This is a genomic window from Lichenicola cladoniae (assembly GCF_013201075.1).
GTDB lineage: Bacteria > Pseudomonadota > Alphaproteobacteria > Acetobacterales > Acetobacteraceae > Lichenicola > Lichenicola cladoniae.
Genome location: NZ_CP053708.1, coordinates 1,815,182 through 1,837,534, shown reverse-complemented (window position 1 = coordinate 1,837,534; position 22,353 = coordinate 1,815,182). Strand labels below are relative to the sequence as shown.

Below are 22,353 nucleotides of genomic sequence, written 5' to 3'. Positions count from 1 at the left end.
GAGGCCAACCGCACGCTGTGTATGAGCCATGGAGCTGTCGCTGATGTAGAAGCCGCTGCCGACAAGGCCCTGTTGCTTATCGTCGCGTTGCGGCCGAGAGCGTGTCGAGGCTTGACCAGGGCGTTTCCAAGATCGGCGCGTCCTGGCTTCAAGCCGGTCTCAGCCGGTCGCTTTATAAGCCTTGGCCGGTCTAGGCCTCTTCGCGGCCGGCTTGCCCTCGTCCGAGGCGCGCCAGAGATACCAGGCGGCGACGGAGCGATGCGGGCTCCATGCCTGAGCGATCCCGGCGAGTACCCGGGGCTTGGGCTGCATCTCGAGACGCTTGATCAGCCGGTAGCCTTCGCGCACGCCGAAATCGTCGACCGGCATCACGTCCTTCCGGCCCAGGCTGAAGATCAGCAGCATCTCCACGGTCCAGCGTCCGATGCCCCGCAGGCTGACCAGCCGTTCGATCAGCGCCTCGTCCGACAGGCGCATCGCCTGCCGCCGCGTCGGCACGATGCCGGCGAGGGTCGCGTCGCAGACCGCGCGCATGGCCCGGGTCTTGGAGCCGGAGAAGCCGCATCCGCGCACCGCCTCGTCGCTCAGCGCCAGCAGGACGTCCGGGGCGGGGAACGCATCCGGGGCTGAGGCCGCACCCGGCGCGAGCGCCACCAGCCGTCCCAGGATCGCCCCGGCGGCGCGGGCATGGAGTTGCTGGTGGGCGATCGCGCGGACCAGGCTCTCGAACGGCTCCGGCTTGCGGTCGACCTTCAACCGGCAGGGCCCGATCCGGTGGATCAGCGCGGCCAGGTCCGGGTCGGCTGCCATCAGGTGTCGCCGCGCCGCATCGACCGATCGCGGGGCCTGTTCCGGTGCCGGACGTGCAGCCGGGACACGCTTCGATGACACGTCGTTCATCCGATCACGCAGGTGGTGGCGAAGCGGGATGCCAACTGCCACAATGCGGCCTGAAGCCGGAGCCGACCAGGGCGGGACCGTCGGCACACAGAACGTCGTAGCGAGCAATCAGGGCCGCGGGCGATCAGGCGGAGAGACCCGACCCCACATGGCTGATCGCGCCGCTCCCAAGGATCCGATGCCGCGCGCACCACGCCGCCCGGTCTCGCTCCCGACCCACCGCCAGGCCATCGCCCGTCGCTCGGCGCTGTCGCTGCTGCCGTTCGAGCCGCGCGGCTCCGGGCGGCAGGTCGCACCGTCGGCGCCGTTCGCGCACGCGGCCGCCCTGGTCCAGCAGGCGCGGCTCGACCTGGCCGGCGTGCCGATGTCCGGCGGCATCCGCTCGCAGCGCACCCCGTTCGAGCGCAGCGTCGGCGGTTCGGCGATCCTGCACCTGATCCTGTTCGTGCTGCTCGCGGTGCTCTACGCCCGCCAGTCCAAGCTGCCGCCGCCGAGCGACCAGCAGCCGGTCGAGATGGTCTATGGTCAGAGCGGCATGAAGGGAGAGCCGGTGTCGCCGGAGTTCGGCGGCGGCTCGCCCCCGACGCACGAGGCGCCGCCTCCCGCCCAGCCCGCTCCGGAAACGCCCGCCACGCCGGCACCGACGCCGGCACCGCAGGAGCCGACCGTCAACACCAACCTGATGCCGCCGCCGCCACCGATCGAGATCCCGGAATTCCTGCCGTTGCCGCCGCCCCCTCCGCCGACCCCGGAGAAACCGCAGGACCAGCCGGCCAAGAGCCAGCCGATGCGGATACCGCTACGCACCGCCCGCTCGTCCGCAAAGAGCTCGCCGAGCTCGGCGTTCTCGCATCCGATGGATCTGTCGTTCTCGCAGGTCGGCCCGCCACGCACCCGCACCGGCCGGGTCGGCGGGTCGCATGCGCCGATCGACATGTCGCTGGGGCCGCTGGTCAAGAACGGCCGCCTGAACACGCCGTTCGCGACGGTCGGCATCAAGGGCGTCAGCAACGACTACGGCAACGAGATCGACGCCTGGATCCGCCGCCATCTGTATTATCCACCCGATGCCGCCCAGCGGGGCGAGGACGGCCAGGCGAGCGTGCATGTGGTGATCGACCGCGACGGGCATGTGAAGAGCGTGCGGCTGGTCAGCTCGTCCAGCTCGTTCGCGCTGGATGATTCGACACAGGGCATGTTCCGCAATGCCAAGCTGCCCGAGGTTCCGCCGGACATGCAGGGCGACCATTTCGACATCGACCTGACGGTGAACTACATCCTGACGCACTAGCCCGACAGTCTGCACGCGGGGAAAGACCATCACCGACCCGGCAATCGTCAAGGATGACACGCTCCGTCTGCAGGAGATCGCACGGCTGATCCGCGAGTGCCGCGACGGATCCGGCGATCACCGCCTCGTTCACCTCGAGGAACTGGACCGGATCGCGCAGGCGATGATCGATGAGATCGGTTGCCTGCGTGCTGCGGGACAGGAGCAACGACGCATCGTTTCCGCGATACACGCGTCCCGTTCATGGAAGATCACCGCACCGGTGCGCGCGGTCTCGACCGTCTGGCATTCGATGCGGCGCAAGAAGAGAGCTAAAAACCGGCGGGCAGGAAGCATGTTCGTCATTGCCGATATGCCGCCACTCTATGATCAGCAGAGCGGCGCGCTGCGGTTGTTCACGCTGCTGGAGCTGCTGCGGGAAGCCGGCTGGAGCCTCACCTTCGGCTCGTATCTCGAGCGCTCCGAACTCCCCGATGCCCTGACCTCCGTGGATGGAAGACTACGATACGAAGGGGCCCTGCGCGCACTCGATATTCGCCACATCCTGTACGGCGAAGCAGAAATCCAGGCGTATCTCGACCAGCCCGATACGAGGATCGACTGGGCGTTCATGTCCTATCCGAGCGTGGCCGGCCGGTTCATGCCGCTCGTGCGCGCGCGCTTCCCGGACGCCCGGATCGCGTTCGACATGGTGGATTTCCACAGCCTGCGGATCGAACGGCAGGCCGGGCTCACCGCCGACGCAGCGCGTTACGCCGAGGCCCGGCGGACGCGGGACCAGGAAGTGGCACTCGCACGGGCAGCCGATGTCACGATCGCGGTCACCCGGCAGGAACAGGAAGCCGTCATCGCCCTGGCGCCGACGGCGATCGTCAAGGTGCTGCCCTGCATATTCGACGTGCCGGCGCGCGCTCCGCCGGACCTGGATCAGCGGCGCGGATTATTCTTCATCGGCAGTTTCCTGCATTCGCCGAATATCGACAGCATCCACTGGTTCGTCGAGCGGATCTGGCCGCTGATCCGAGAACAGGAACCGGACGTCGAGCTGTGCATCGCCGGCAGCAGCATGAGCGACGATGTTCTGGCCTATGGCGAACGCCCGGGAATCCAGGCGCTCGGTTACGTACCAGATGTGACGCCCCACCTCGATCGGCATCGCGTCTTCGTGGCGCCGCTTCGGTATGGCGCCGGCATGAAGGGGAAGGTCGGACAGAGCCTGGCACACGGACTTCCGGTTGTCGCAACGCCGATCGGTGCGGAAGGAATGGGCCTGGTGCACGGCCGGCACATCCTGGTTGCCGACGACGAAACCGCCTTCGCGAACGAGGTGGTGAAGCTCCTGCGCGACGACGATCTCTGGCGACATCTTTCCAGACAGGGCCAGCTTCATATCGGTGAGACGCTGTCGAGATCCACGGTACGGCGGACTATCGCGGAGATCTTCGGCGCCTGAGTGCCCGGCCAGCCGTATGGATTACAGGTAGCGGCCGCCGCGTTGCAGCACCTCGATCTTGTAGCCGTCGGGATCCGTCAGGAAAAAGAATTGCGCCAGCGTCTCGCCCTCGTGGTCGAGCGACTTCAGCGTAGTCGGCTTCAGGCCGGCCGCTTCCAGCCGCGCATGCTCATCGCCCAGCGCATCCACGGATACTGCGAGATGGCCGTATCCGTTGCCCAACGCGTAGGGCTCGGGCTGGTCGTCATTGACCGTCAGCTCGAGCTCGAAGGTCCCCTCGGCATCGCGCAGGTAGATCAGCGTGAAGCCGTCCATGGCGTAGCGGTCACGCACCGTGAGCCCGAGTGCGGTCTCGTAGAAGGCGAGCGACCGGTGCTCGTCGCGCACCCGGATCATGCTGTGGATCATCTTGGACATGAAGCCTCCCTCGGTTCGATACGCCGCAGCGCGCGATAGACCCGGTTGCGCGACACGCCAAGCTGCCGGGCGGTCTCGCTGATGCTGCCGCCGAGCCGGTCGCAGGCGGCGACGATGCGCTGCGCCACCTGCAGGTTGAGATCGCGGGACGGCGCAACCGGAGTTGCCACCGTCAGGCTCGGCAGGAACGGAAGCAGCTGCGCGATCCCGAGCCGGGAGCCGCCCTCCAGGCTCGCCCGCAGCAGCAGGTTCCGCAGCTCCCGGATGTTGCCTGGCCAGTCCTGGGCGGCCAGCAGGGCGACCGCATCGTCCGGGAGGGTCAGCGCCGCGTCGATCTTCGCCAGCACATGCCTGGCGATCATGGGAAAATCCTGCCGGTCCGCCAGGCGGGGCAGCTGCACCGGAACCACCGCCAGCCGGTGCAGCAGGTCGCGCCGGAACCGCTTCTCGGCGACCGCCTCGTCGAGCGACACGTTGGTCGCGGCGATCAGCAGCACGTCCACCGTCTGCCCCCTGCCGCCGCCGACCGGCCGCACCACCCAGTCATCGAGCAGCCGCAGCAGCGCCGCCTGGGCACGGCCATCCATGTCGCCGATCTCGTCCAGGAACAGGGTGCCGCCACTGGCTTCGACCGCGAGACCGGCGGCACCACCGCGGCGGGCTCCGGTGAAAGCGCCTTCCGCGTAGCCGAACAGCTCCGCCTCCACGAGGTCCCCGGGCAGCGCGGCGCAGTTCACCGGCACGAACCGACCCGACCGGCCACTGGCCAGGTGGGCGGCCCGGGCGAGCTCCTCCTTGCCGGTTCCGGTCTCGCCGCCGATCAGGATCGGCAGCCGGCGCCGGGCAGCGGCCGATGCCAGCGAGACCGCGCGCGCCACGGCCGGGTCCTGCGCCACGAAGGACAGGCGCGCGGACGACGCCAGCACGATCGGCGCCTTCGGCACCGGCAGCGCGCGGTGGCGGATTGCCGGCATGGATGCGACCATGGCGACGAAACCCGAGCCGGACCGGTCGCGCAGCCGGAAGCTCTCGCCGGCGGTATGACCGGCGATCGCGACGCCGAAGCGCTCGGCGAAGATCGAACCGAACGAGCAACCGGCGGTCAGCGGCAGGTCGTGCAGCATCGCCAGCGCCTGGGGGCTGCCGCCCAAGATGTGCCCGTCGGACGACAGCGCGAGCAACCCGGCGCCGGAGGTGTGCAGGAACTCCTCGCGGCCATGGAAGGCGATCAGCAGGCGGTCTCGGAATTCGTCGCGGAACAACCCGTTCTCGATCTGCGTGGCCGCCATGCTCAGCAGCGCGCGCGTGTGCAGTTGCCGGGTGCTGCAGAGCGTCGACGCGTCGAGCACACCGGCAAGCCTGCCGTCCGGCGCCCATACCGGGATCGCCACGCAGGTCAGCGCACTGTCGCCACGGAAGAAATGCTCGGCGCCATGCACGAAGGCCGGGCGCTGCAGGGCGGTCGCCAGGCCGAGCGCGTTGGTGCCGCGACGCATCTCGCTCCAGCACATGCCCGGTCCGAGCGCGCGGTCGCGTGCCTGGTCGCGGAACGTGCCGTCGCCGATCGCGTCGAGCACGGTACCATCCGGGCCGGCGAAGGCGATCAGGAAATTCGAGCCGGCGATCTGCCCGTGCAGCGTCTCCATCTCGGTGCGTGCGAGCCGGGCGACCTGGTCGTGCTGGGCGCGGACATGGCGCAGGGCAGGAAGATCGAGTTCGGTGAGGTCGGGAGAGCGCCTCGGATCGAGGCCCGCCTCGAGGCAGCGATTCCAGCTCGCGCTGATTTCGGTCGAGACCAGGGACTGCGACACCTCGCCGTATTTCTCGAGCCGCAAACGGGCTTCGGCAACTTTTTCCAGAACGTCCAAGGAAGTTGTCCTCCAAAGGGACCGCTTGTGCGGAGTCTCGTTCGTGGAGCCACTATGAGCGTGCTATCCGGTACGCGGAAGCCCGCATGACGTACGCTGTTCCGTTTCGGAACATGCCTGTTCCGTTGTGAAACGTTGCAGTGCAGCATAGTCGCACGAACCCGCCGGACTGCTGCATGTCGGGCCGATGGCATGGAAGTTGCGCTAACGATTCTGCAGGCGTCGTCGGATACGCCACAGGAGGTTCGCGATGAAGGCAGCCGTGCTGCACCAATACGACGAGACGCTCGAACGCGACGAGCTCGTGCGCTACGAGACGGTCCCCGATCCGGAGATCGAAAGCCCGACCGACGTCATCATCCGGGTCGGCGGTGCCGGTGTCTGCCGCACCGACCTGCACGTGGTCGAAGGGTTGTGGCGCAACCACGCCGACGTGACGCTTCCCTATATCATGGGGCACGAGAACGCCGGCTGGGTCGAGGAGATCGGCCGGGCGGTGACCTCGGTCAAGGTCGGGGATGCCGTCATCTGCCATCCGCTGGTCACCAGCGGCCATTGCCTGGCCTGCCGGCGCGGCGACGACATGCACGCCGAGGAAAGCCGCTTTCCCGGCATCAACGCCGACGGCGGATACGCGGAATATCTCCGCTCCGGCGAACGGGCGCTGATCAAGCTGCCGCCATCGCTCGCACCGCAGGATGTCGCCCCCTACACCGATGCCGGGCTGACCGCGTATCGCGCCGCGAAAAAGGCATCGCGGCATCTGCTGCCCGGCCAGTTCGCGGTCATCATCGGCGCAGGCGGACTCGGCCATGTCGGGATCCAGGTGCTGCGTGCCCTGTGCGCGGCCGACATCATCGTCATAGACCGGTCGGAAGCGGCGCTGACGCTCGCACTGGAGTGCGGCGCGCATCATGCCGTGATCGCGGACGGAAGCGAGGTGGCGCAGATCAAGGACCTGACCAAGGGGAAAGGTGCCGAAGCGGTCATCGACTTCGTCGGCGAAGGCAGTTCGGTCTCGCAGGGCCTCGCGATGACCCGCGACGGCGGATATTACTACATCGTCGGTTATGGCGGGAAAGTCGAGATCCCGACCATCGACATGATCACCTCGGAAAAAACCATCGTCGGCAACCTGGTCGGCACCTATCCCGAGCTGGTCGAACTGATGGCGCTGGCGGATCGCGGCCTGGTTTCCCTGAAAACCCGGCAATACAGCCTCGAGAACGCAAACCAGGCCCTGAAGGACCTGCATCACGGCCTCATCCATGGTCGCGCGGTCCTGATTCCATGACCGACCTCGTGGCCGCAAACCAAACCGACGGAGAGAAGATCATGGTCGAGAGACAGGATGGCCGCGTTGCCCTGGTGACCGGAGCCGGACGCGGCATCGGCCGTGCGATCGCTCTCAGGCTGGCCGATGACGGGCTCGATGTCGCGGTGAACGACATTGCCGCCAACCGCAGCGGCCTCGACGAAGTGGTCGCCCTGATCCGCGCAAAGGGCCGGCGCAGTGCCGGCCTCATCGCCGACGTTTCCAGCGAGGGCGAAGTCGGCGACATGGTGCAGGGAGTCGTCAACGAACTCGGTGCGCTGAACGTGATGGTATCCAACGCCGGGATCGCGCAGGTGGTCTCGTTGCTGGACCTGTCCGTCGATGACTGGGACCACATGATGGCGGTCAATCTGCGCGGCATGTTCCTGTGCTACAAGACGGCCGCACAGCAGATGATCCGGCAGGGCGGCGGCGGCAAGATCATCGGTGCGGCCTCGATCGTGGCGCACCGGCCGTTCGCGCTGCTCGGCCACTATTCGGCGTCGAAATGGGGCGTGCGCGGGCTGACCCAGGCGGCCGCGATGGAGTGGGCGAAGCACAACATCACGGTGAACGCCTACTGCCCCGGTATCGTCGGCACCGCGATGTGGGACCTGATCGACGAGAAGCTGTCCGAGGAGGAAGGCATCCAGCGTGGCGGCGCCTTACGCAAATATGCGGAATCGATCCATCTCGGACGCGTCTCGGTGCCCGAGGATGTCGCCAAGTTCGTATCCTACCTGGCGTCGCCGGACAGCGACTACATGACCGGGCAATCGGTGATGATCGATGGCGGCATCCAGTTCGCCTGAGCACGACACGAAATCGGAGGAACGCTGATGTACAAGATGCCGAACGGCGAAGAGTTGTTCGTCCTCGACGGGCATATCCACAACTGGGATGCCTCGGTCGAGAACCAGAAGAACGTCCACGGAAGGCAGTTCATCGACTGCTTCTACGGCTACCACCAGATGAGCCCGGACGAGTATCTGTGGCCACGGGAGAAGTTCTACCATTACGGCGAAAAAGCGCTGTACGACGATCTGTTCGTGTCGGGACATGACGACATGGCGGTGGTGCAGACCACCAACCTCAAGGAATTCTACAAGACCGGCTTTAACACCATCGAGCGGAACTACGAACTGCAGAAGGCGCATCCGGAGCGCTTCATCACCAACGGCTCGTTCGATCCGCGCGACGGCGAGGCCGGGCTGGAGACCCTGGCAGCCGAGATCGAGAAGTACAAGCTCAAGGGCGTCAAGCTGTATACCGGAGAGTGGAAAGGCGACAGCAAGGGCTGGAAGCTGACCGACCCGTGGTGCATCCGCTATCTCGAACTGGCGCGATCGATGGGCGTCAGGAACATCCACGTGCACAAGGGCCCGACCATCCTGCCGCTCAATCGCGATGCGTTCGATGTCGCGGACGTGGACGACGTGGCCACGACCTTCCAGGACCTCAACTTCATCGTCGAGCATTGCGGCCTGCCGCGTCTGGACGATTTCTGCTGGATCGCCACGCAGGAAACCAATGTCTATGCCGGCCTGGCGGTGGCGTTGCCGTTCATCCACAAGCGGCCCGAATATTTCGCGCATATCCTCGGCGAGCTGCTGTTCTGGATCGGCGAGGACAAGATCTGCTACGGCAGCGACTACGGGATCTGGTCGCCGAAGTGGCTGGTCGAGAAGTTCGCCGCGTTCGAGCTGCCGGAAGCGGTCGCGCGGGAGAAGGGCGTGAACTTCACCCTGGAGAGCAAGCGCAAGATCCTCGGGCTCAACATGGCGCGGCTCTACGATGTCGATGTCGAAGCCAAGAAGGCGGTGTTCCGCGACAGCCGCGAGTTCCATGCCGCCGATGCATCGGCTTCGATGGCGGCGGAGTAACCGCGATGCTGCATGCCGATCCGAACGATCCCCGCAATGCCGACATCATCGCCCGGCTGGACCGGGTGACCGATCCGGAACTGGACGAGTCTGTGATCTCGCTCGGCTTCGTCACGGCCGTGACGATCGACGACAGGAGTATCGTGTCGATCGGATACCGACTGCCGACCTACTGGTGCAGCGCCAACTTCGCCTGGATCATGGCCGAGGACATGCGCGACGCCGTGCTTGCCCTGCCCTGGGTTGCCCAGGTCCGGCTGACCCTGGACGAGCATATGTTCGCCGAGCAGATCAACAGTACGATCGCCGACGGCGGGTCGTTTCGTGACGCGTTCGGCGCCGAGGCCGACGGGCAGTCGTTGGATACCATACGCGAGCTGTTTGCCCGCAAGGCGTTCGGTCGGCGGCAGCTCGCGCTGATCGAGCAGTTGCAGCGGGCCGACTGGAGCACCGGCCGGTTGCTGGCGCTCACCATGGCCGGGCTGCACGCCCTGCCCTGGCCGGAGGAGGTTGAGCGCTACCTCGACCGCCGGTCACTGGCCGGGAACGACGGTCCGGATGCGCCCGCTTTCGTCGACGTCAATGGCGGCCCGATCGATCCGGAGCGCTTCGGCGCGCATCTCTCGAGCCTGCGCACCATCGTGGTGAACATGGAGTTCAACGGGATGCTCTGCCGCGGGCTCCTGGCTGCGCGCTACAACGAACCGGAGCTCCCGTCCCGCGCGCCGGGCCTGATCGACTTCGTCCGGAGTGCCGCGGTCGAACACGCGCGGTCCTAGCCTGCCGTTCTCCGAAGATGCCGCGCTGGGGGGCAAGTGCCGGCTCCCCAACCGGCATGCTTTCGCCCACAACCAAATATTCGGACTTGATTCGGAAGCGTTCGTTCCCTAATAGGAGGCATGCCGTCGCTATCCACTCCTATTCCATCCCGTCGTGCCGTGGGGCGTCCCAGGGAATTCGACATGGACGCCGCACTCGATGGCGCACTGCTCGTGTTTCGCGAGCGCGGCTACCAGGCGGCGTCGATGAGCGATCTCGGCACCGCCATGAACCTGACCACCGGCAGCATCTACAAGGCCTTCAGCGACAAGCGGGCGATCTTTCTGGCGGCGTTCGATCGCTACATCGAACTTCGCACTGCCCAGCTGCAGCCGTTGCTGAAGCGCGAGACGACCGGGCTGGACAAGCTCGCTTCCATGCTTCGCTTCTATGCCGAGACTTCGCATGGCGCAGAAGGACGGAGTGGCTGTCTCGTCGCGGGTAGCACCATGGAACTTGCCCGCTATGACGACGAAATGGCCGGTCGCGTGGCGGTTGCCCTGCGCCGCGTCGAGACCACGTTAAGAAGCCTGCTCCGGATCGGTCAGGCCGACGGCTCTGTTTCCGCCGAGATCGATGCGGATGTCATGGCCCAGACCCTGCTTGCCTTGCTGCAGGGCTTTCGGGTTATCGGCAAACTCGGACAGGATCGCGCAAAGATGCTGGCGGCGGCGCAGCAGGCCCTGCGCATGCTTCGCTGATCGTCTAATTGGGTAATGGACGTTTCCATATTCGGGCGATGTTGCGCATGATCCAGCTGTCCCCCTCAACCAGCGGCGCTGCCTGCAACGCGTTCGGCGGCACCCGCTATGCGCCCGGCGCCTTTCTGCCGGCATCCCAATCCTCCACGATCGAAAGGAACCTGCCATGAGCAGCACTGAAACGGCATCCTTGCGCAAGACCTCGGTCCGAATGATCAAGGCGAACCCGGGCTCGCGACCCGACGTCGATCTCCACGGTTTCGAGCATCGTTTCGCGACAGTGGACGGCGTCAGATTGCACTACGTCAGCGGCGGCAATCCCCACGGTGACATACTGGTCCTGCTTGCCGGCTTTCCGGAAAGCTGGTTTGCCTGGCGCAAGATCATGGTGCGGCTTGCCGCTACCTACCGGATCATCGCGCCGGACCTGCCCGGGCAGGGAGATTCCGACAGGCCGGCCGGTGGCTACGACACCCAGACACTGGCCATGGCGGTGCACGGCCTTCTCCAGCAGCTCGGCGTCGGGAAGTATTTCCTGGCGGCCCATGATATCGGCGCGTGGGTTGCCTATCCCCTGGCGGCGCTATTCGGAGACGAGGTGCGCGGCCTCGCCCTACTGGATGCCGGCATCCCCGGCATCACCTTGCCCGACGCATTGCCGACGTCTCCGGACCGGGCGTGGCGCACCTGGCATTTTGCGTTCCACGCGCTCCCGGATCTCCCCGAGCTGCTGATTGCGGGACGCGAGCGGGAGTATCTCGACTGGTTTCTCCGGCGCAAGACGGCGAACCCGGAGGCCTTTTCCGATGCGGACCTTGAGGAATATCTCCGGGTGTTCAGGAAGGATGGCGGTCTCCGTGCAGGTCTTGCCTACTACCGGGCTGCAGCGGTTTCTGCACAGCAGAACCGTGAGCTGTCTTCCAGGGGCAAGTTGAAGATGCCGTTGCTGGCGCTTGGCTCAGACCACGGATCCATTCCCGATATGGCGTCCCCGCTTCGCGCCTTCGGGGAGGATGTGCGCGGCGGCAACATCATGGCCTGCGGTCATTTTCTTCCCGAAGAACAGCCCGATGCAGTCGCCGCCGAGTTGCGGTCTTTCTTCTTGTGAGGGACCGACAACAAGTCCTGGGATGCCGCATTCATGCCCGCGATGTCGCGTCCGTCCGGTTCCGGAACAGGCGCAGCAACCGTCCGTCGATCACCGCCAGGCCGAGGCCGATCGTCAGGATGCCGGCTATGGCGCGCAGGCTGATCTGTTCACCAAGAAATACGCCGCCCAGCAGCAATGCACTGATCGGCACAAGGAACGTCACCAGCGCCGCCCGCGTGGCGCCGCTGGACGCCAGGATCCGGAAATACATCAGGTAGGCCAGCGACGTGCTCAACAGCGCGATCCCGACCAGAGCTGCCCAGCCCGAGACCGGCAGCGGCGGGAGCGTCCAGAACCGGTCCCCGATCACGGCGAACGGCAGGATCACGATCGTGGCGCCGCTCAGCTGTCCGGTGGCGAGTTGCAGCGGCGGCACGCCGTGAACCTTGCGAGACAATACTCCGCCGAAGGCATACGCGACGCCAGCAGCAAGACAGGCGAGTTCCGCGGTGAGGTTGGCCGAGGCGAGGCCGTGCATCAGGTCCGGCCCGATCAGCACCGCGATGCCGGCCAGCCCGCAGAGTGCCCCGATCACCATCCGCGTGGTGAGTTTTTCGTCACGTGTGACGAAGTGAGCGACCAGTGCGGTCGCGATCGGCGTCGGCGCGTTCAGGATCGCGGCGAGGCCGCTGGTCAGGCGCGCCTCGCTCCAGGCGAACAGGCAGAACGGCAACGCACAGTTCAGCGTCCCCAGCAGCAGGAACCAGCCGATCAGCTTCGGCGTCAGGCGCAGGGATTGGCCGCGCAGCAGCAGCACCAGGTGGAGGGCCAGTGCCGCGATCAGCACCCGTCCCAGCACCAGCGTGAAGGGCGGCAGCACCGGCGCCAGCAGCTTGTAGAAAAAGAACGATCCGCCCCACAGGAACGACAGCAGCCCCAGCATCAGCCAGTCGCGGCCCGGAAGCGGTGCTGCATGCAGGCGGGGCGCCGCCGCCAGACCCACGATGGGCGGTCCGGCCGCGCCTGCGTCCACACTCATGCGACATCCTCCCGGACATGTCGGGGCAGCGAGCGTGCGACCGCCGACAGCACCTCCTCCTGGTAATCGAGTTCGCGTGCAAGTGTGCGTTCGGTCTCGTCGTTGATCTCGGCCGATCGGCTCATCCGGGTCAGCGCATCACGTTTGATCCGCAATATCCGTAACCGGAATGCCGTCTCCATGCGGTTACGCCGCAGCCGGAGCCGCCGTTCGTCATCGTCATCCTCGGCTTCGTTCGGATCGAGCGCCCCCCGAAGCAGCAGTTCGCTGGCCCTGAGCCCGGCCAGCACTTCCGACACCACTGCCTCGCGCTCCTCGGGATGCGGATGCTCGTCGGGCAGCGCCAACTCGCGCTCCGCCGCCTCGACCGCGATCTGCGCGATCGCCAGGCGCGCACGATCCGCCTCTGCCTGCATCGGGTCTACGTCCGGCATCACCAGCCCGGCCAGCAATGCGGGCAGCGTCAAGGCGGCCAGCAGCAACGACGCCACGATGACGCCCGCCGCCAGCGTCACCAGCAGGTCCCGCTCGGGGAAGTCGGGGCTCAGCGACAGTACCGCCGCCAGAGTGATCGCACCGCGAACGCCGGCGACCGACATCGCCACCACCAGCCGTGCCGACGGCGGCGTCGGAGGGCTGGGCGTTTTTCCCGGCAGCGCCTTGCGCAGCTGCTGCACCGCCTGCCGCAACAGCAGCGACGTGGTGACCCAGATGAACCGCAACAGCACCAGCGCCAGGGTGATCAGGACGATCGTCCAGAGCAGCCGCCATGCCGGCACCCCGGCATTCCGGACCAGGGCCAGGCCGCTTCGGATCAGCGCCGGCAATTGCAGGCCGAGCAGCAGGAAGATCAGCCCGTTGAAGCTGAAGGTGAGAAGGCTCCAGACCGCAGAGGCGCCCAGCCTGGTCTCGCCGGTGGCGACGTTCAACGCCCGCATCTGCTTCAGGGTCAGTCCCGCCGATACCGCCGCCAGGATACCGGACCCGCCCAGATGTTCGGCGGCGAGGTAGGCCGCGAACGGCAGCAGCGCCGAGATGGTGACGAACGCCATGACGTTGTCGAAGCCGCGCCAGTTCAACAGCCGGATCATCATCGACATGGCGGCGGCCAGCGCGGCGCCGGCAAGCACGCCGACGCACGACATCAGGACGAACGCGCCGACGGCATGGCCGAACGAGAACGAGCCGGTGACCGCGGCCGCAACCGCGAACTTGAAGCACACCAGCCCCGATGCGTCGTTCAGCAGGGCCTCGCCGGACAGGATATGCATGAAGCGGCGCGGTACCGGCCGGCCCTCGATCATTCCGGCGACCGCGACCGCGTCGGTCGGCGATAGCACCGCCGCCAGGGCGAAGCAGGCGGCCAGCGGTATCGGCGGGATCAGCCAGTGGACGAAGTATCCGCAGCCGATGGTGGTGAACAGCACCAGCCCCAGCGCCAGCATGAGGATCATCCGTTTCAACGCCAGGAACTCGCGCATCGGCATCAGGTAGGCGTCGGCGAACAGCAGCGGCGGGATGAACAACAGCAGGAACACGTCCGGCTCGAAGCTCACATGGATGCCGGCGAACCCCGCCGCGACGCCGAGCGCGATCTGCACCAGCGGCAGCGGGATCCGGACGACGCGGGCGAGCGGGAGACTGAGCGTCGTGATGAACAGCAGCAGCAAAATGGTGGTGGCGACGTGCATGCGCTTCTCCCGGATCGTCGCGCGAAGGTGTCAAACCGCCCGGCAGATGGCAAACTGGAGCCGAGGGCCCTCATCGAGGAACACGACCATGAGCCAGTCACCGACTCCGCCCAGTCCCGAGCTCGTCCCGGCCATCAAGGACCAGGTCGGACGCGATTTCGAGGCGTTCACCGAGGCGGAGGCGGCGGTCCAGCGGATCGTCGAGCTCTACCAGGAGAGCGTGGCACTGCTCCGGCATGCCTTCCTGTCCCGCTCCGCCGCCATCGATGCGTCGGGGGCGGTCTATCCGTATCTGGCGATCGAGGTCGACGGCGCGGCACTGCTGACCGACGACCGCTTTCCCTACGGCGTGCTGCTCGAGCCCGGCTTCTACGGCACCACGCTGACCCGGCCGTCGCTGTTCGCCAACTACCTGCGCGAGCAGATCGGCCTGCTGCTGCAGCACTACGACCGCCCGGTACTGGTCGGACGGTCGCTCCGCCGTATTCCGCTGCCCTACGTGATCGAGGACAGCGTCACCGACATCACCGAGGACGATCTGCGCCGGCTGGGCAAGCGGTTCGCCCTGCCCGACCTGTCCAGCACCGACGACGTGATCGCCAACTGCCAGTTCCAGCCCAATCCCGGGCTGCCCCGGCCATTGTCGCTGTTCACCGCCGAGCGCGTCGATTATGCGCTGGCCCGGCTGCACCACTACACCGGCACCCTGCCCGCGCATTTCCAGCGCTTCGTGCTGCTCACCAACTACCAGCGCTACGTCGACGAGTTCCGCGACTATGGGCGCGCGCAGGTGCAGGAGGGCGGCGAATACGAGGCGTTCGTCGAGCCGGGCGACATCGTGCATCGCAAGGACCAGCCGGGATCGGAGCCCATTGCCGGCCTGCCGCAGATGCCGGCCTATCATCTGATCCGTCCGGACGGCGATGGCATCACGCTGATCAATATCGGCGTCGGCCCGTCGAACGCGAAGACCATCACCGACCATGTCGCGGTGCTGCGTCCGCATTGCTGGCTGATGGTCGGCCATTGCGCCGGCCTGCGCCGCACCCAGCGGCTTGGCGACTACGTGCTGGCGCACGGCTATGTCCGCGCCGACCACGTGCTCGACGACGACCTGCCGCCCTGGGTGCCGGTGCCGCCGATCGCCGAGGTGCAGGTGGCCCTGCAGGAAACCACCACCCGGATCACCGGGCTTTCAGGCGCTGAGCTCAAAACCCGGCTGCGCACCGGCACGGTGATGACCACCGACAACCGCAACTGGGAGCTTCGCTACAACGCGCTGTTCAGCCAGATCAACATGAGCCGCTCGATCGCGGTGGACATGGAAAGTGCGACCATCGCAGCCAACGGGTTCCGCTTCCGGGTGCCGTACGGCACGCTGCTGTGCGTGTCGGACAAACCGCTGCATGGCGAGCTGAAGCTGCGCGGAATGGCCCGCAGCTTCTACCGCGAGCGCATCAACCAGCACCTCAAGATCGGCATCGAGACCATGCGGTCGCTGCGGGAGCAGGGCGTCGACCGCCTCCACTCCCGCAAGCTGCGCGGCTTCGACGAGCCGCCGTTCAGATAGGAACCGTCAGGCGGCTTCGGCGGCGCCGAGCAGGCCGTGCGGGTCGAGCACGAACTTCTTGGCAGCACCCTTGTCGAAGTCGGCATACCCGGCCGCCGCATCCTCGAGCGAGATCACCGTCGCATTGACGATGTCGGCGATCGGCAGCCGTCCATGCAGGATCGCCTGCATCAGCTGGCGATTGTAGCGCAACGTCGGGGTCTGGCCGGTGTGCAGCGACTGGCTCTTCGCCCAGCCCTGGCCGAAGCGGAGACTGAGATTGCCGGTCTTGCCGGCTTCGTCGACGGCACCCGGGTCCTCGGTGACATACAGGCCGGGAATGCCGATCGCGCCGGCGGCCCGCGTCACCGCCATCGCCTGGTTCAGGATCACCGCCGGCTGCTCGGCGCCGCCGTGGCCCTTGGCCTCGAAGCCGACCGCATCGATGAAACTGTCGACCTCGGGGATGCCGACGACATGCTCGATCAGCTCGCCCAGCCGGTCATGCTGGGTGAGGTCGATCGGCTCGAACCCGACCTTCTTCGCATGCGCCAGCCGGGCCGGGTTCATGTCGCCGATCATGACGACGGCGGCACCCAGGATGCGGGCGGACGCCGCCGCGGCCAGGCCGACCGGGCCGGCGCCGGCGATATAGACCGTCGAGCCCACGCCGACCTTGGCGGTGACCGCGCCATGGAAGCCGGTCGGCAGGATGTCGGTCAGCATGGTGAGATCGCGGATTCGCGCCATCGCCTGCGCCTTGTCGGGGAACCGCAGCAGGTTGAAGTCCGCATACGGCACCAGCACGTAGCGCGACTGGCCGCCGATCCAGCCGCCCATGTCGACATACCCGTAGGCGCCACCGGGGCGTGACGGATTCACCGTCAGGCAGACGCCGCTATTCTGTTCGCGACAGGTGCGGCAGCGGCCGCAGGCGACGTTGAACGGAACCGAGACCAGGTCGCCCTTGCTCACCATCTCGACGTCGCTGCCGATCTCGAACACCTCGCCGGTGATTTCATGCCCGAGCACGAGGCCGGGCGCGGCCGTGGTGCGTCCGCGCACCATGTGCTGGTCGGAGCCGCAGATATTTGTGGAGACGACCTTCAGGATGACGCCGTGCTCGATCTTCCTGCCATCCGGCGACTGCATCTTCGGATCGTCGATATCCTGCACCTCGACCTTGTTCGGGCCGAGATAAACGACGCCTCTGTTATCGCCCATGCAATCCTCCCCGGGCGGTCCGATGCGCTACCGGCCGCATGCCCGGAGCACACACCCGGGCGTCCGTCTCTGCTAGTCGATCCGGAACCACGAACGCGTGTACGACGCGGGTCGTCGGCGCGTTTTATTCGCGTGTCCGCAGGGCGCTACCGAGTGCTGTGCGGAGGTCGGACAGATGGTTCTGGATCACGTCCCAGACGATGGTGTGATCGACCGTCGCGTATCCGTGGATCAACGTATTTCGCAGACCGACAGCGCGGGGCAATTCCCGGATAGTCGATGCCAGGTCTGGATCGATTCGTCGCAGTGCGGCCAGAGCTTCGCCAGCGATTTCGAGTTGCCGCTCGACGGCGCTTCGCAGCATCTCGTCGCCGATATAATCGTCGTATGACCGTACGGCGACAAAACGAAAGATCCGATCGACGGCGCGGTCGGCATCCCAGAGCAGTGCTGCTGCTTTACCCGAGCTCACGGCGACGCGTACAGCGGCTGGCGCGTTGCCTCGATGGACCGGCGCAGATACGGGTTCTCGATCGAACGTTCGGTGAGCAGATCGACATTCCTGCCGAACAAGGCGCGCAATGCATCATGCAGACCGAAATAGAGGTCCGCCTGCCCAGCCAGGGGAAGATCCTCGAAATCGACCAGCAGATCGATATCGCTGCGTACGTCGTCGAACGTGTCGGTTACCGCGGACCCGAACACGTCCAGTCTCCGTACACGATGCGCGCGGCACAAGGCAGGAAGCTTTTCCAGCGCGACGGCGGACAAGAGGTGGCTTACCGAAGTCTGCATGATCTTCCTGCCAGGATTTCGATCTCTTGGCGCAGCATAGCCGATCAGACGGCCGCGAGGTCAGGCATCGTCTGGCTCAATGCGCCGCCGAGGCGCAACGGAGCCACGGTGCGGGCGAGGCCGGTGCGGTCGTCGGTTTCGACGAACAGGCCGCAGACCGTGGCCTCGCCGTCCGCCGGCTGCAGCCGTTCGCCCGGCATCTTGCGGACGAAACGGGCCATCGCCCCCTCCTTCCCCATGCCGATCACGCTGTCGTAGTCGCCGCACATGCCGGCATCGGCCTGGAACGCGGTGCCGCCGACCAGGATGCGATGATCCGAGGTCGGGGTATGGGTATGGGTGCCAACCACCAGCGATACCCGCCCATCGACGTAGTGTGCGAACGCGGCCTTCTCGCTGGTGGCCTCGGCATGGAAGTCGACCACGATCGCCTGCACCGTGGTGCCGAGCCGCTGGCGCGACAGCAGTTCCTGCGTGGCGCGGAACGGATCGTCCAGCGCGTCCATGAACAGCCGGCCCATGACGTTGGCGACCATCGCCTTGCGGCCATCCGCCAGGGTGATCATCACGCTGCCCTGCCCCGGCGTGCCCGGGGGGAAATTCAGCGGCCGGACGATCCGCGGTGCACCGCCGATATGGCCGATCAGCTCCTTGCGGTCCCAGGCATGGTTGCCGAGGGTCAGCACGTCGCAGCCGGCGGCGAACAGGCTGTCCGCCATCGCCGGCGCCAGCCCGAAGCCATGGCTGGCATTCTCGGCGTTGATGACGGCCAGATCGACGCGAAGCTGACGGCGCAGCTCCGGCAGCCGCGCCTCGACGGCGTCACGACCGCTGCGGCCGACGATGTCGCCCAGAAACAGTATCCGCAAAACTTCGATCCCCCGCCGTCACGACGCCCCGGTCGGTGACCATCGCATCGAGTGGCACGTCATAGGGCCCTGTCGGCACCGAAGCGACCTCCTGCTGTGCAAAACCGAAGCCGATCGCCACCGCCCCGGGCAATCCGGCCAGGGTACGGTCGTAATAGCCGCCGCCATAGCCGATCCGCGCTAGGCGCCGATCCCAGGCCAGCAACGGGACGAACACGATGTCCGGGACGGCTTCAAGGCCGTCGGGATGAACGGTGCCGAACCGGCCTGCCAGCAGGGAAGAGCCCGGCTGCCAATGCCGGAACAGCAGGGCTTTGCCGGCCGGGGTGGTTTCTGGAAACACAACGACATGCCCGCGCCGGTGCAGCTCATGCCACGCCGGCATCAGGTCGGGCTCGGAGGGAAGCGGTATCACGCCGGCCAGGATGGCGTCCGCGGGAAGTGCCAGGGCCAGCACCGCGTCGATCAGAGCATGCGCGGACGCGGCCGTGCGTGCGCGCATCAACGCACGCAGCGAGCGCTTGGCGTCTCGCGGCTCGGTCAGCGACATGGGGGGGAGGGAAAGTGCGGAGCCACCATGGCCGTTGGACTGTCAGCCTCCCAGAACCCGCTAGTGCAGGTGGGAACCAGGTACCGTGACCAGGATCACGACAGTGCCAGTCCCCGAGAGAGTGCTTATCGGCTCAGGGGATGAATCGCCTGACGAACCGGGTAGCCCCGCACCGTCAACCTAGTCACGCTCGAGCGCCGCTGCAATGGCTTCCGCACGTTCGGCGAGGCCGATCACCATCTGCTCCCGCTGCAGGTTGATTACCCGGGCCTGCTCACCCTCCGCCAGCGCATCCGTCGTGCCGGAGGGCAGCCGGTCCGCCGCCAGGTCATGCAGCTCATCGGCCATCAGCAGTGCCGCCAGCGCCAGCAGGCGCGCCTCGCCACTCTGGCCACCGATCGACTTGATCCGTTCGATGCGCCGCTCGACCTGCTGGGCCATCGATTGCAGATGCGGCTCCTGCCCATCCTCGCAACCGACCGCGTAGGCGTAGCCGTTGATCTTCACGGTTACTTGCGCCACCGCTACCTCCTGCCATCAGCCCGGGACCCAGGCCCCGGTATCGTCTTCAGCTGTTAACGTCGATCCGGCGACGGGCTTGCACGGTCGTCGGCCGCCGAAAGCGCGTCAGGCGCGATCACCGCCTGCACCGACGCAATCATCGAATCCAGTCTAGCCGACAGGGATCGCATCTCGTCGAGCGACAGGCCCGGAGCCGGCTGCGCCGGAAAGGAAGCGGCCGCAGCCAGCCTCGCGGTGGTTTCCGCGTGGCTGAGTGCCAGCAGGTCGGCCTCGTGCTGCGCGGCCAGCGCAGTCAGCTCGGCGGCACGGAGTTCGTCCTGCTTGCGGCCCACAGCCGCGGCGATTCGCGCCAGCGCCGCCTGGAGTCGGGTGATCCCGCCATCCGTTTGGTCCAACATGTCCTGCTGCCACTGGTCCTGCTGCGCCACCGGCACCCATATCCTCGCTCAGATCGTACTTGAACTGTTCGCCCGCAACGACTTGAACGTCAAGCATGAACCCCGAGTCCGGCCCGCCCGATCGACTGCCCGAACCACCATCCGTGGTGATCCACAGTCTTGCGGACGCGCGCCTCGTGCTCGATGCCGCGGGTGCCCTGCCCGTCATGCTGCTCTCGGCGCCGGAAGCGGCCTGCTTCATGGGTGCCGGCTGGTGGCGGGCGCTGATTCACGCCGCAACGGCCGGACGACCAGACGCGCTGATCGACGTGCTCGATTGCGGCGATGCCGCCGGGTGGGCGATGCAGGCCCTGCGCCTCGGCCAAAGGCGGCTGATCGTCGACCCCGCATGTCCACAGTTCGATGCAGTGCTGGAGCGGGCCGTCACCACCGGCGCCACCATCGCGACTATCCGGCCACCGGCGCTCGATCTGGCCCAGCACGGTGCCGGACGAAAGCTGCACGGATGGCTGGCCGGCACGTCCGGAGCAGGCCGTGACAAGACCGGGCCTGTCGGCTAATCGGGCGGCCTGTCACGCGGCCTGCCGGACCGGAGCCCATGTCGATTTTCCTGCCGATCACCCTGCCCTGGACGATATCCCGCGATACCGGCCGTGGTTGACGCCTGCCGCCTCTATCTGGTGACGCCGCCGGCCTTCGAGCCGGCCGCCTTCGCGCGCCTGCTCGCCGAGGCGCTCGATGGCGGGGATGTCGGCGCGGTGCAGCTGCGTCTCAAGCACGCCGGCGACGACGAGATCCTGCGCATGATCGACCTGCTGCGGCCGATCGTGCAGTCCCGCGACGTCGCCTTCATCCTGAACGACCGCCCCGACCTGGCCGTGCAGTCGGGTTGCGACGGCGCACATATCGGCGCCGAAGACATGGACGTGACCCGTGCGCGCACCCTGCTGGGCGACCTTCAGCTCGGGGTGTCCTGCTACGACAGCCGCGACGCCGCCATGGTGGCCGGCGAGGCGGGCGCCGATTATGTGGCCTACGGCGCCTTCTTCCCGTCCAGCACCAAGGACACCGCGATCCGCGCGGATCCGGACCTGCTGCGCTGGTGGTCGGAGATGATGGAGTTGCCGGTCGTCGCGATCGGCGGGATCACCGCCGATAATTGCGGGCCACTCGTTGCGGCCGGCGCCGACTTTCTTGCCGTCGTCAGCGCGGTGTGGAGCTACGCCGACGGCCCTGCCGCCGGCGTGAAGGCGATGAACGCGGCCATCGCCCGAGGCTGATGCCGCTGCCGCTGCCGGTTCAGCGCGCGACGACCGGCGCAGCCGGAGCCGCGGCGACGCCCGGCGTCAGCATCGACTGGGTGGCGTAGAGCACGCCGTTCGACTGCGGCATGCTCGACAGCCAGATCCGGTTGGAGTGCCCCTGCGCATCGCTCAGGATCAGTTCGCCGGTGGCCTGCTCCACCGAGACCGTCAGCACGTCGCCGTCGATCGTGCGCAGTCCGACCGGGCCCTGCTTGGCGATCATCTGCCGCAACGTGGCCACCGGATAGAAGCCGGGCACCACGGTATAGGCCATCAGGCGCCGGAGCGACGGCAGCGCGGCCGGATCGAGCAGGCGGCCGCCCTGCGCGGCCTGTGCCGCCTCGAGCGGCTCGTTCGGGATCGCGAATACCGTGTAGGGAACCGGCCGCTGCAGCTCGGTCAGCAGCCCGGTCAGGCTCAGCGCGGTGCTGTAGTCGGCCAACTCGAGCGAGCCGCGCACGCTCTCGTCGATGGTGCGGTCGCGGAACAGGGCGGTGTCGTGGAACACCAGCGTATCGGCACTCGGCGTGACGAACAGCGGGTCCTGGCGTGCCGTGCTTTCACAGCCGGCGAGCACGACCGGCATCACGACTGCCAGCACCAGCGGCCACACCGCACGCGTCCGATGGTTCATCCGAGTTCTCCTGCGGCCCGCCAGTCCCCAAGGACCGTCCG

At 66.9% G+C, this 22,353-nt stretch carries 25 protein-coding genes and 1 other RNA gene; 12 read left to right on the top strand and 14 right to left on the bottom strand.

Going from position 1 to position 22,353, the window contains the following annotated elements:
• Positions 1–159 precede the first annotated feature (159 nt).
• Positions 160–810, bottom strand: a complete 651-nt coding sequence (locus HN018_RS08495) for a DNA-3-methyladenine glycosylase family protein (RefSeq protein ID WP_239479265.1) — start codon at positions 808–810, stop codon at positions 160–162.
• 238 nt (positions 811–1,048) lie between these two features.
• On the opposite strand from HN018_RS08495, the gene HN018_RS08490 reads away from it, so the two are divergent.
• The gene (locus HN018_RS08490) at positions 1,049–2,191 is read left to right on the top strand and encodes an energy transducer TonB (RefSeq protein WP_239479145.1); all 1,143 of its coding nucleotides are present in this window, start codon (positions 1,049–1,051) and stop codon (positions 2,189–2,191) included.
• Between the two features lie 163 nt (positions 2,192–2,354).
• Positions 2,355–3,644 carry a glycosyltransferase gene (locus HN018_RS08485; RefSeq protein ID WP_171835965.1) on the top strand — a complete coding sequence of 430 codons (1,290 nt, stop codon included), beginning with the start codon at positions 2,355–2,357 and terminating at the stop codon, positions 3,642–3,644.
• A gap of 21 nt (positions 3,645–3,665) precedes the next feature.
• On the opposite strand, the gene HN018_RS08480 is transcribed toward HN018_RS08485, so the two are convergent.
• Entirely contained in the window at positions 3,666–4,061 is a 396-nt protein-coding gene (locus tag HN018_RS08480) for a VOC family protein (RefSeq protein ID WP_171835966.1), read from the bottom strand.
• A complete protein-coding gene (locus HN018_RS08475) occupies positions 4,049–5,929 on the bottom strand; it encodes a sigma-54-dependent Fis family transcriptional regulator (protein ID WP_171835967.1) in 1,881 nt (626 codons plus the stop codon). Before HN018_RS08475 ends, HN018_RS08480 begins: the two co-directional genes overlap by 13 nt.
• A 250-nt stretch (positions 5,930–6,179) precedes the next feature.
• Here HN018_RS08475 and HN018_RS08470 point away from each other — a divergent pair, with 250 nt between their 5' ends.
• The 7 genes from HN018_RS08470 (at position 6,180) to HN018_RS08445 (ending at position 11,755) form a co-directional block, all read left to right on the top strand.
• Positions 6,180–7,223: an NAD(P)-dependent alcohol dehydrogenase gene (locus HN018_RS08470; RefSeq protein ID WP_171835968.1), complete on the top strand. Its 1,044-nt coding sequence runs from the start codon at positions 6,180–6,182 to the stop codon at positions 7,221–7,223.
• Positions 7,224–7,264: 41 nt separating this feature from the next.
• Entirely contained in the window at positions 7,265–8,056 is a 792-nt protein-coding gene (locus HN018_RS08465; protein ID WP_204259701.1) for an SDR family NAD(P)-dependent oxidoreductase, read from the top strand.
• Positions 8,057–8,083: 27 nt separating this feature from the next.
• The gene (locus tag HN018_RS08460; RefSeq protein ID WP_171835970.1) at positions 8,084–9,127 is read left to right on the top strand and encodes an amidohydrolase family protein; all 1,044 of its coding nucleotides are present in this window, start codon (positions 8,084–8,086) and stop codon (positions 9,125–9,127) included.
• A 5-nt stretch (positions 9,128–9,132) separates the two neighbouring features.
• A complete protein-coding gene (locus tag HN018_RS08455; protein ID WP_171835971.1) occupies positions 9,133–9,906 on the top strand; it encodes an iron-sulfur cluster assembly protein in 774 nt (257 codons plus the stop codon).
• Positions 9,907–10,089: 183 nt separating this feature from the next.
• A complete protein-coding gene (locus tag HN018_RS08450) occupies positions 10,090–10,647 on the top strand; it encodes a TetR/AcrR family transcriptional regulator (protein WP_171835972.1) in 558 nt (185 codons plus the stop codon).
• Between the two features lie 47 nt (positions 10,648–10,694).
• Positions 10,695–10,817: a hypothetical protein gene (locus tag HN018_RS29080; protein ID WP_275434263.1), complete on the top strand. Its 123-nt coding sequence runs from the start codon at positions 10,695–10,697 to the stop codon at positions 10,815–10,817.
• Positions 10,814–11,755: an alpha/beta fold hydrolase gene (locus HN018_RS08445; protein ID WP_239479142.1), complete on the top strand. Its 942-nt coding sequence runs from the start codon at positions 10,814–10,816 to the stop codon at positions 11,753–11,755. Before HN018_RS29080 ends, HN018_RS08445 begins: the two co-directional genes overlap by 4 nt.
• Before the next feature lie 31 nt (positions 11,756–11,786).
• Here HN018_RS08445 and HN018_RS08440 read toward each other — a convergent pair whose 3' ends face one another.
• On the bottom strand, positions 11,787–12,776 hold the full coding sequence (locus HN018_RS08440) for a DMT family transporter (RefSeq protein ID WP_171835973.1): 990 nt from the start codon (positions 12,774–12,776) through the stop codon (positions 11,787–11,789).
• Positions 12,773–14,467: a Na+/H+ antiporter gene (locus HN018_RS08435; protein ID WP_171835974.1), complete on the bottom strand. Its 1,695-nt coding sequence runs from the start codon at positions 14,465–14,467 to the stop codon at positions 12,773–12,775. Before HN018_RS08435 ends, HN018_RS08440 begins: the two co-directional genes overlap by 4 nt.
• An 88-nt stretch (positions 14,468–14,555) precedes the next feature.
• Between HN018_RS08435 and HN018_RS08430 the strand changes: the two genes are divergently transcribed.
• Complete coding sequence (locus HN018_RS08430) at positions 14,556–16,037, top strand: AMP nucleosidase (protein ID WP_171835975.1); 1,482 nt, start codon at positions 14,556–14,558, stop codon at positions 16,035–16,037.
• A 6-nt stretch (positions 16,038–16,043) separates the two neighbouring features.
• Here the strand turns inward: HN018_RS08430 and fdhA are convergent, their stop codons facing one another.
• The 8 genes from fdhA to HN018_RS08390 all read right to left on the bottom strand — a co-directional run bounded on the left by fdhA (position 16,044) and on the right by HN018_RS08390 (position 20,404).
• On the bottom strand, positions 16,044–17,240 hold the full coding sequence (gene fdhA / locus HN018_RS08425) for a formaldehyde dehydrogenase, glutathione-independent (protein WP_171835976.1): 1,197 nt from the start codon (positions 17,238–17,240) through the stop codon (positions 16,044–16,046).
• Positions 17,241–17,364: 124 nt separating this feature from the next.
• Positions 17,365–17,712 (bottom strand): HepT-like ribonuclease domain-containing protein, encoded by a 348-nt coding sequence (locus HN018_RS08420; RefSeq protein ID WP_171835977.1) that lies wholly within the window; start codon positions 17,710–17,712, stop codon positions 17,365–17,367.
• Complete coding sequence (locus tag HN018_RS08415; RefSeq protein WP_171835978.1) at positions 17,709–18,035, bottom strand: nucleotidyltransferase family protein; 327 nt, start codon at positions 18,033–18,035, stop codon at positions 17,709–17,711. The genes HN018_RS08420 and HN018_RS08415 overlap by 4 nt, the downstream gene beginning before the upstream one ends.
• Positions 18,036–18,079: 44 nt before the next feature.
• Positions 18,080–18,904: a TIGR00282 family metallophosphoesterase gene (locus HN018_RS08410; RefSeq protein ID WP_171835979.1), complete on the bottom strand. Its 825-nt coding sequence runs from the start codon at positions 18,902–18,904 to the stop codon at positions 18,080–18,082.
• Positions 18,858–19,454: a 5-formyltetrahydrofolate cyclo-ligase gene (locus HN018_RS08405; protein WP_171835980.1), complete on the bottom strand. Its 597-nt coding sequence runs from the start codon at positions 19,452–19,454 to the stop codon at positions 18,858–18,860. Before HN018_RS08405 ends, HN018_RS08410 begins: the two co-directional genes overlap by 47 nt.
• A gap of 15 nt (positions 19,455–19,469) precedes the next feature.
• Positions 19,470–19,625, bottom strand: a non-coding RNA gene (gene ssrS, locus HN018_RS08400) — 6S RNA.
• A gap of 9 nt (positions 19,626–19,634) precedes the next feature.
• Entirely contained in the window at positions 19,635–19,976 is a 342-nt protein-coding gene (locus HN018_RS08395) for a cell division protein ZapA (RefSeq protein WP_171835981.1), read from the bottom strand.
• Between the two features lie 53 nt (positions 19,977–20,029).
• Entirely contained in the window at positions 20,030–20,404 is a 375-nt protein-coding gene (locus HN018_RS08390; RefSeq protein ID WP_171835982.1) for a hypothetical protein, read from the bottom strand.
• Between the two features lie 65 nt (positions 20,405–20,469).
• Between HN018_RS08390 and HN018_RS08385 the strand changes: the two genes are divergently transcribed.
• Both HN018_RS08385 and thiE read left to right on the top strand, forming a co-directional pair.
• A complete protein-coding gene (locus HN018_RS08385; protein WP_171835983.1) occupies positions 20,470–20,934 on the top strand; it encodes a hypothetical protein in 465 nt (154 codons plus the stop codon).
• A 93-nt stretch (positions 20,935–21,027) separates the two neighbouring features.
• Complete coding sequence (gene thiE, locus HN018_RS08380) at positions 21,028–21,654, top strand: thiamine phosphate synthase (RefSeq protein WP_171835984.1); 627 nt, start codon at positions 21,028–21,030, stop codon at positions 21,652–21,654.
• A 19-nt stretch (positions 21,655–21,673) separates the two neighbouring features.
• On the opposite strand, the gene HN018_RS08375 is transcribed toward thiE, so the two are convergent.
• Positions 21,674–22,312: a fasciclin domain-containing protein gene (locus HN018_RS08375; RefSeq protein WP_171835985.1), complete on the bottom strand. Its 639-nt coding sequence runs from the start codon at positions 22,310–22,312 to the stop codon at positions 21,674–21,676.
• Positions 22,313–22,353: the final 41 nt, after the last annotated feature.

What these genes read in the sequence shown, in the direction of transcription:
- HN018_RS08490 (WP_239479145.1), top strand. Translation starts at nt 1,049, where the DNA reads ATGGCTGATCGCGCCGCTCCCAAGGATCCGATGCCGCGCGCACCACGC.
- HN018_RS08480 (WP_171835966.1), bottom strand. Translation starts at nt 4,061, where the DNA reads ATGTCCAAGATGATCCACAGCATGATCCGGGTGCGCGACGAGCACCGG.
- HN018_RS08430 (WP_171835975.1), top strand. Translation starts at nt 14,556, where the DNA reads ATGAGCCAGTCACCGACTCCGCCCAGTCCCGAGCTCGTCCCGGCCATC.
- fdhA (WP_171835976.1), bottom strand. Translation starts at nt 17,240, where the DNA reads ATGGGCGATAACAGAGGCGTCGTTTATCTCGGCCCGAACAAGGTCGAG.
- HN018_RS08465 (WP_204259701.1), top strand. Translation starts at nt 7,265, where the DNA reads ATGGTCGAGAGACAGGATGGCCGCGTTGCCCTGGTGACCGGAGCCGGA.
- HN018_RS08440 (WP_171835973.1), bottom strand. Translation starts at nt 12,776, where the DNA reads ATGAGTGTGGACGCAGGCGCGGCCGGACCGCCCATCGTGGGTCTGGCG.
- HN018_RS08485 (WP_171835965.1), top strand. Translation starts at nt 2,355, where the DNA reads ATGATCGATGAGATCGGTTGCCTGCGTGCTGCGGGACAGGAGCAACGA.
- HN018_RS08470 (WP_171835968.1), top strand. Translation starts at nt 6,180, where the DNA reads ATGAAGGCAGCCGTGCTGCACCAATACGACGAGACGCTCGAACGCGAC.
- HN018_RS08460 (WP_171835970.1), top strand. Translation starts at nt 8,084, where the DNA reads ATGTACAAGATGCCGAACGGCGAAGAGTTGTTCGTCCTCGACGGGCAT.
- HN018_RS08455 (WP_171835971.1), top strand. Translation starts at nt 9,133, where the DNA reads ATGCTGCATGCCGATCCGAACGATCCCCGCAATGCCGACATCATCGCC.
- HN018_RS29080 (WP_275434263.1), top strand. Translation starts at nt 10,695, where the DNA reads ATGATCCAGCTGTCCCCCTCAACCAGCGGCGCTGCCTGCAACGCGTTC.
- HN018_RS08375 (WP_171835985.1), bottom strand. Translation starts at nt 22,312, where the DNA reads ATGAACCATCGGACGCGTGCGGTGTGGCCGCTGGTGCTGGCAGTCGTG.
- HN018_RS08435 (WP_171835974.1), bottom strand. Translation starts at nt 14,467, where the DNA reads ATGCACGTCGCCACCACCATTTTGCTGCTGCTGTTCATCACGACGCTC.
- HN018_RS08445 (WP_239479142.1), top strand. Translation starts at nt 10,814, where the DNA reads ATGAGCAGCACTGAAACGGCATCCTTGCGCAAGACCTCGGTCCGAATG.
- HN018_RS08415 (WP_171835978.1), bottom strand. Translation starts at nt 18,035, where the DNA reads ATGCAGACTTCGGTAAGCCACCTCTTGTCCGCCGTCGCGCTGGAAAAG.
- HN018_RS08385 (WP_171835983.1), top strand. Translation starts at nt 20,470, where the DNA reads ATGAACCCCGAGTCCGGCCCGCCCGATCGACTGCCCGAACCACCATCC.
- HN018_RS08405 (WP_171835980.1), bottom strand. Translation starts at nt 19,454, where the DNA reads ATGTCGCTGACCGAGCCGCGAGACGCCAAGCGCTCGCTGCGTGCGTTG.
- HN018_RS08495 (WP_239479265.1), bottom strand. Translation starts at nt 810, where the DNA reads ATGGCAGCCGACCCGGACCTGGCCGCGCTGATCCACCGGATCGGGCCC.
- HN018_RS08450 (WP_171835972.1), top strand. Translation starts at nt 10,090, where the DNA reads ATGGACGCCGCACTCGATGGCGCACTGCTCGTGTTTCGCGAGCGCGGC.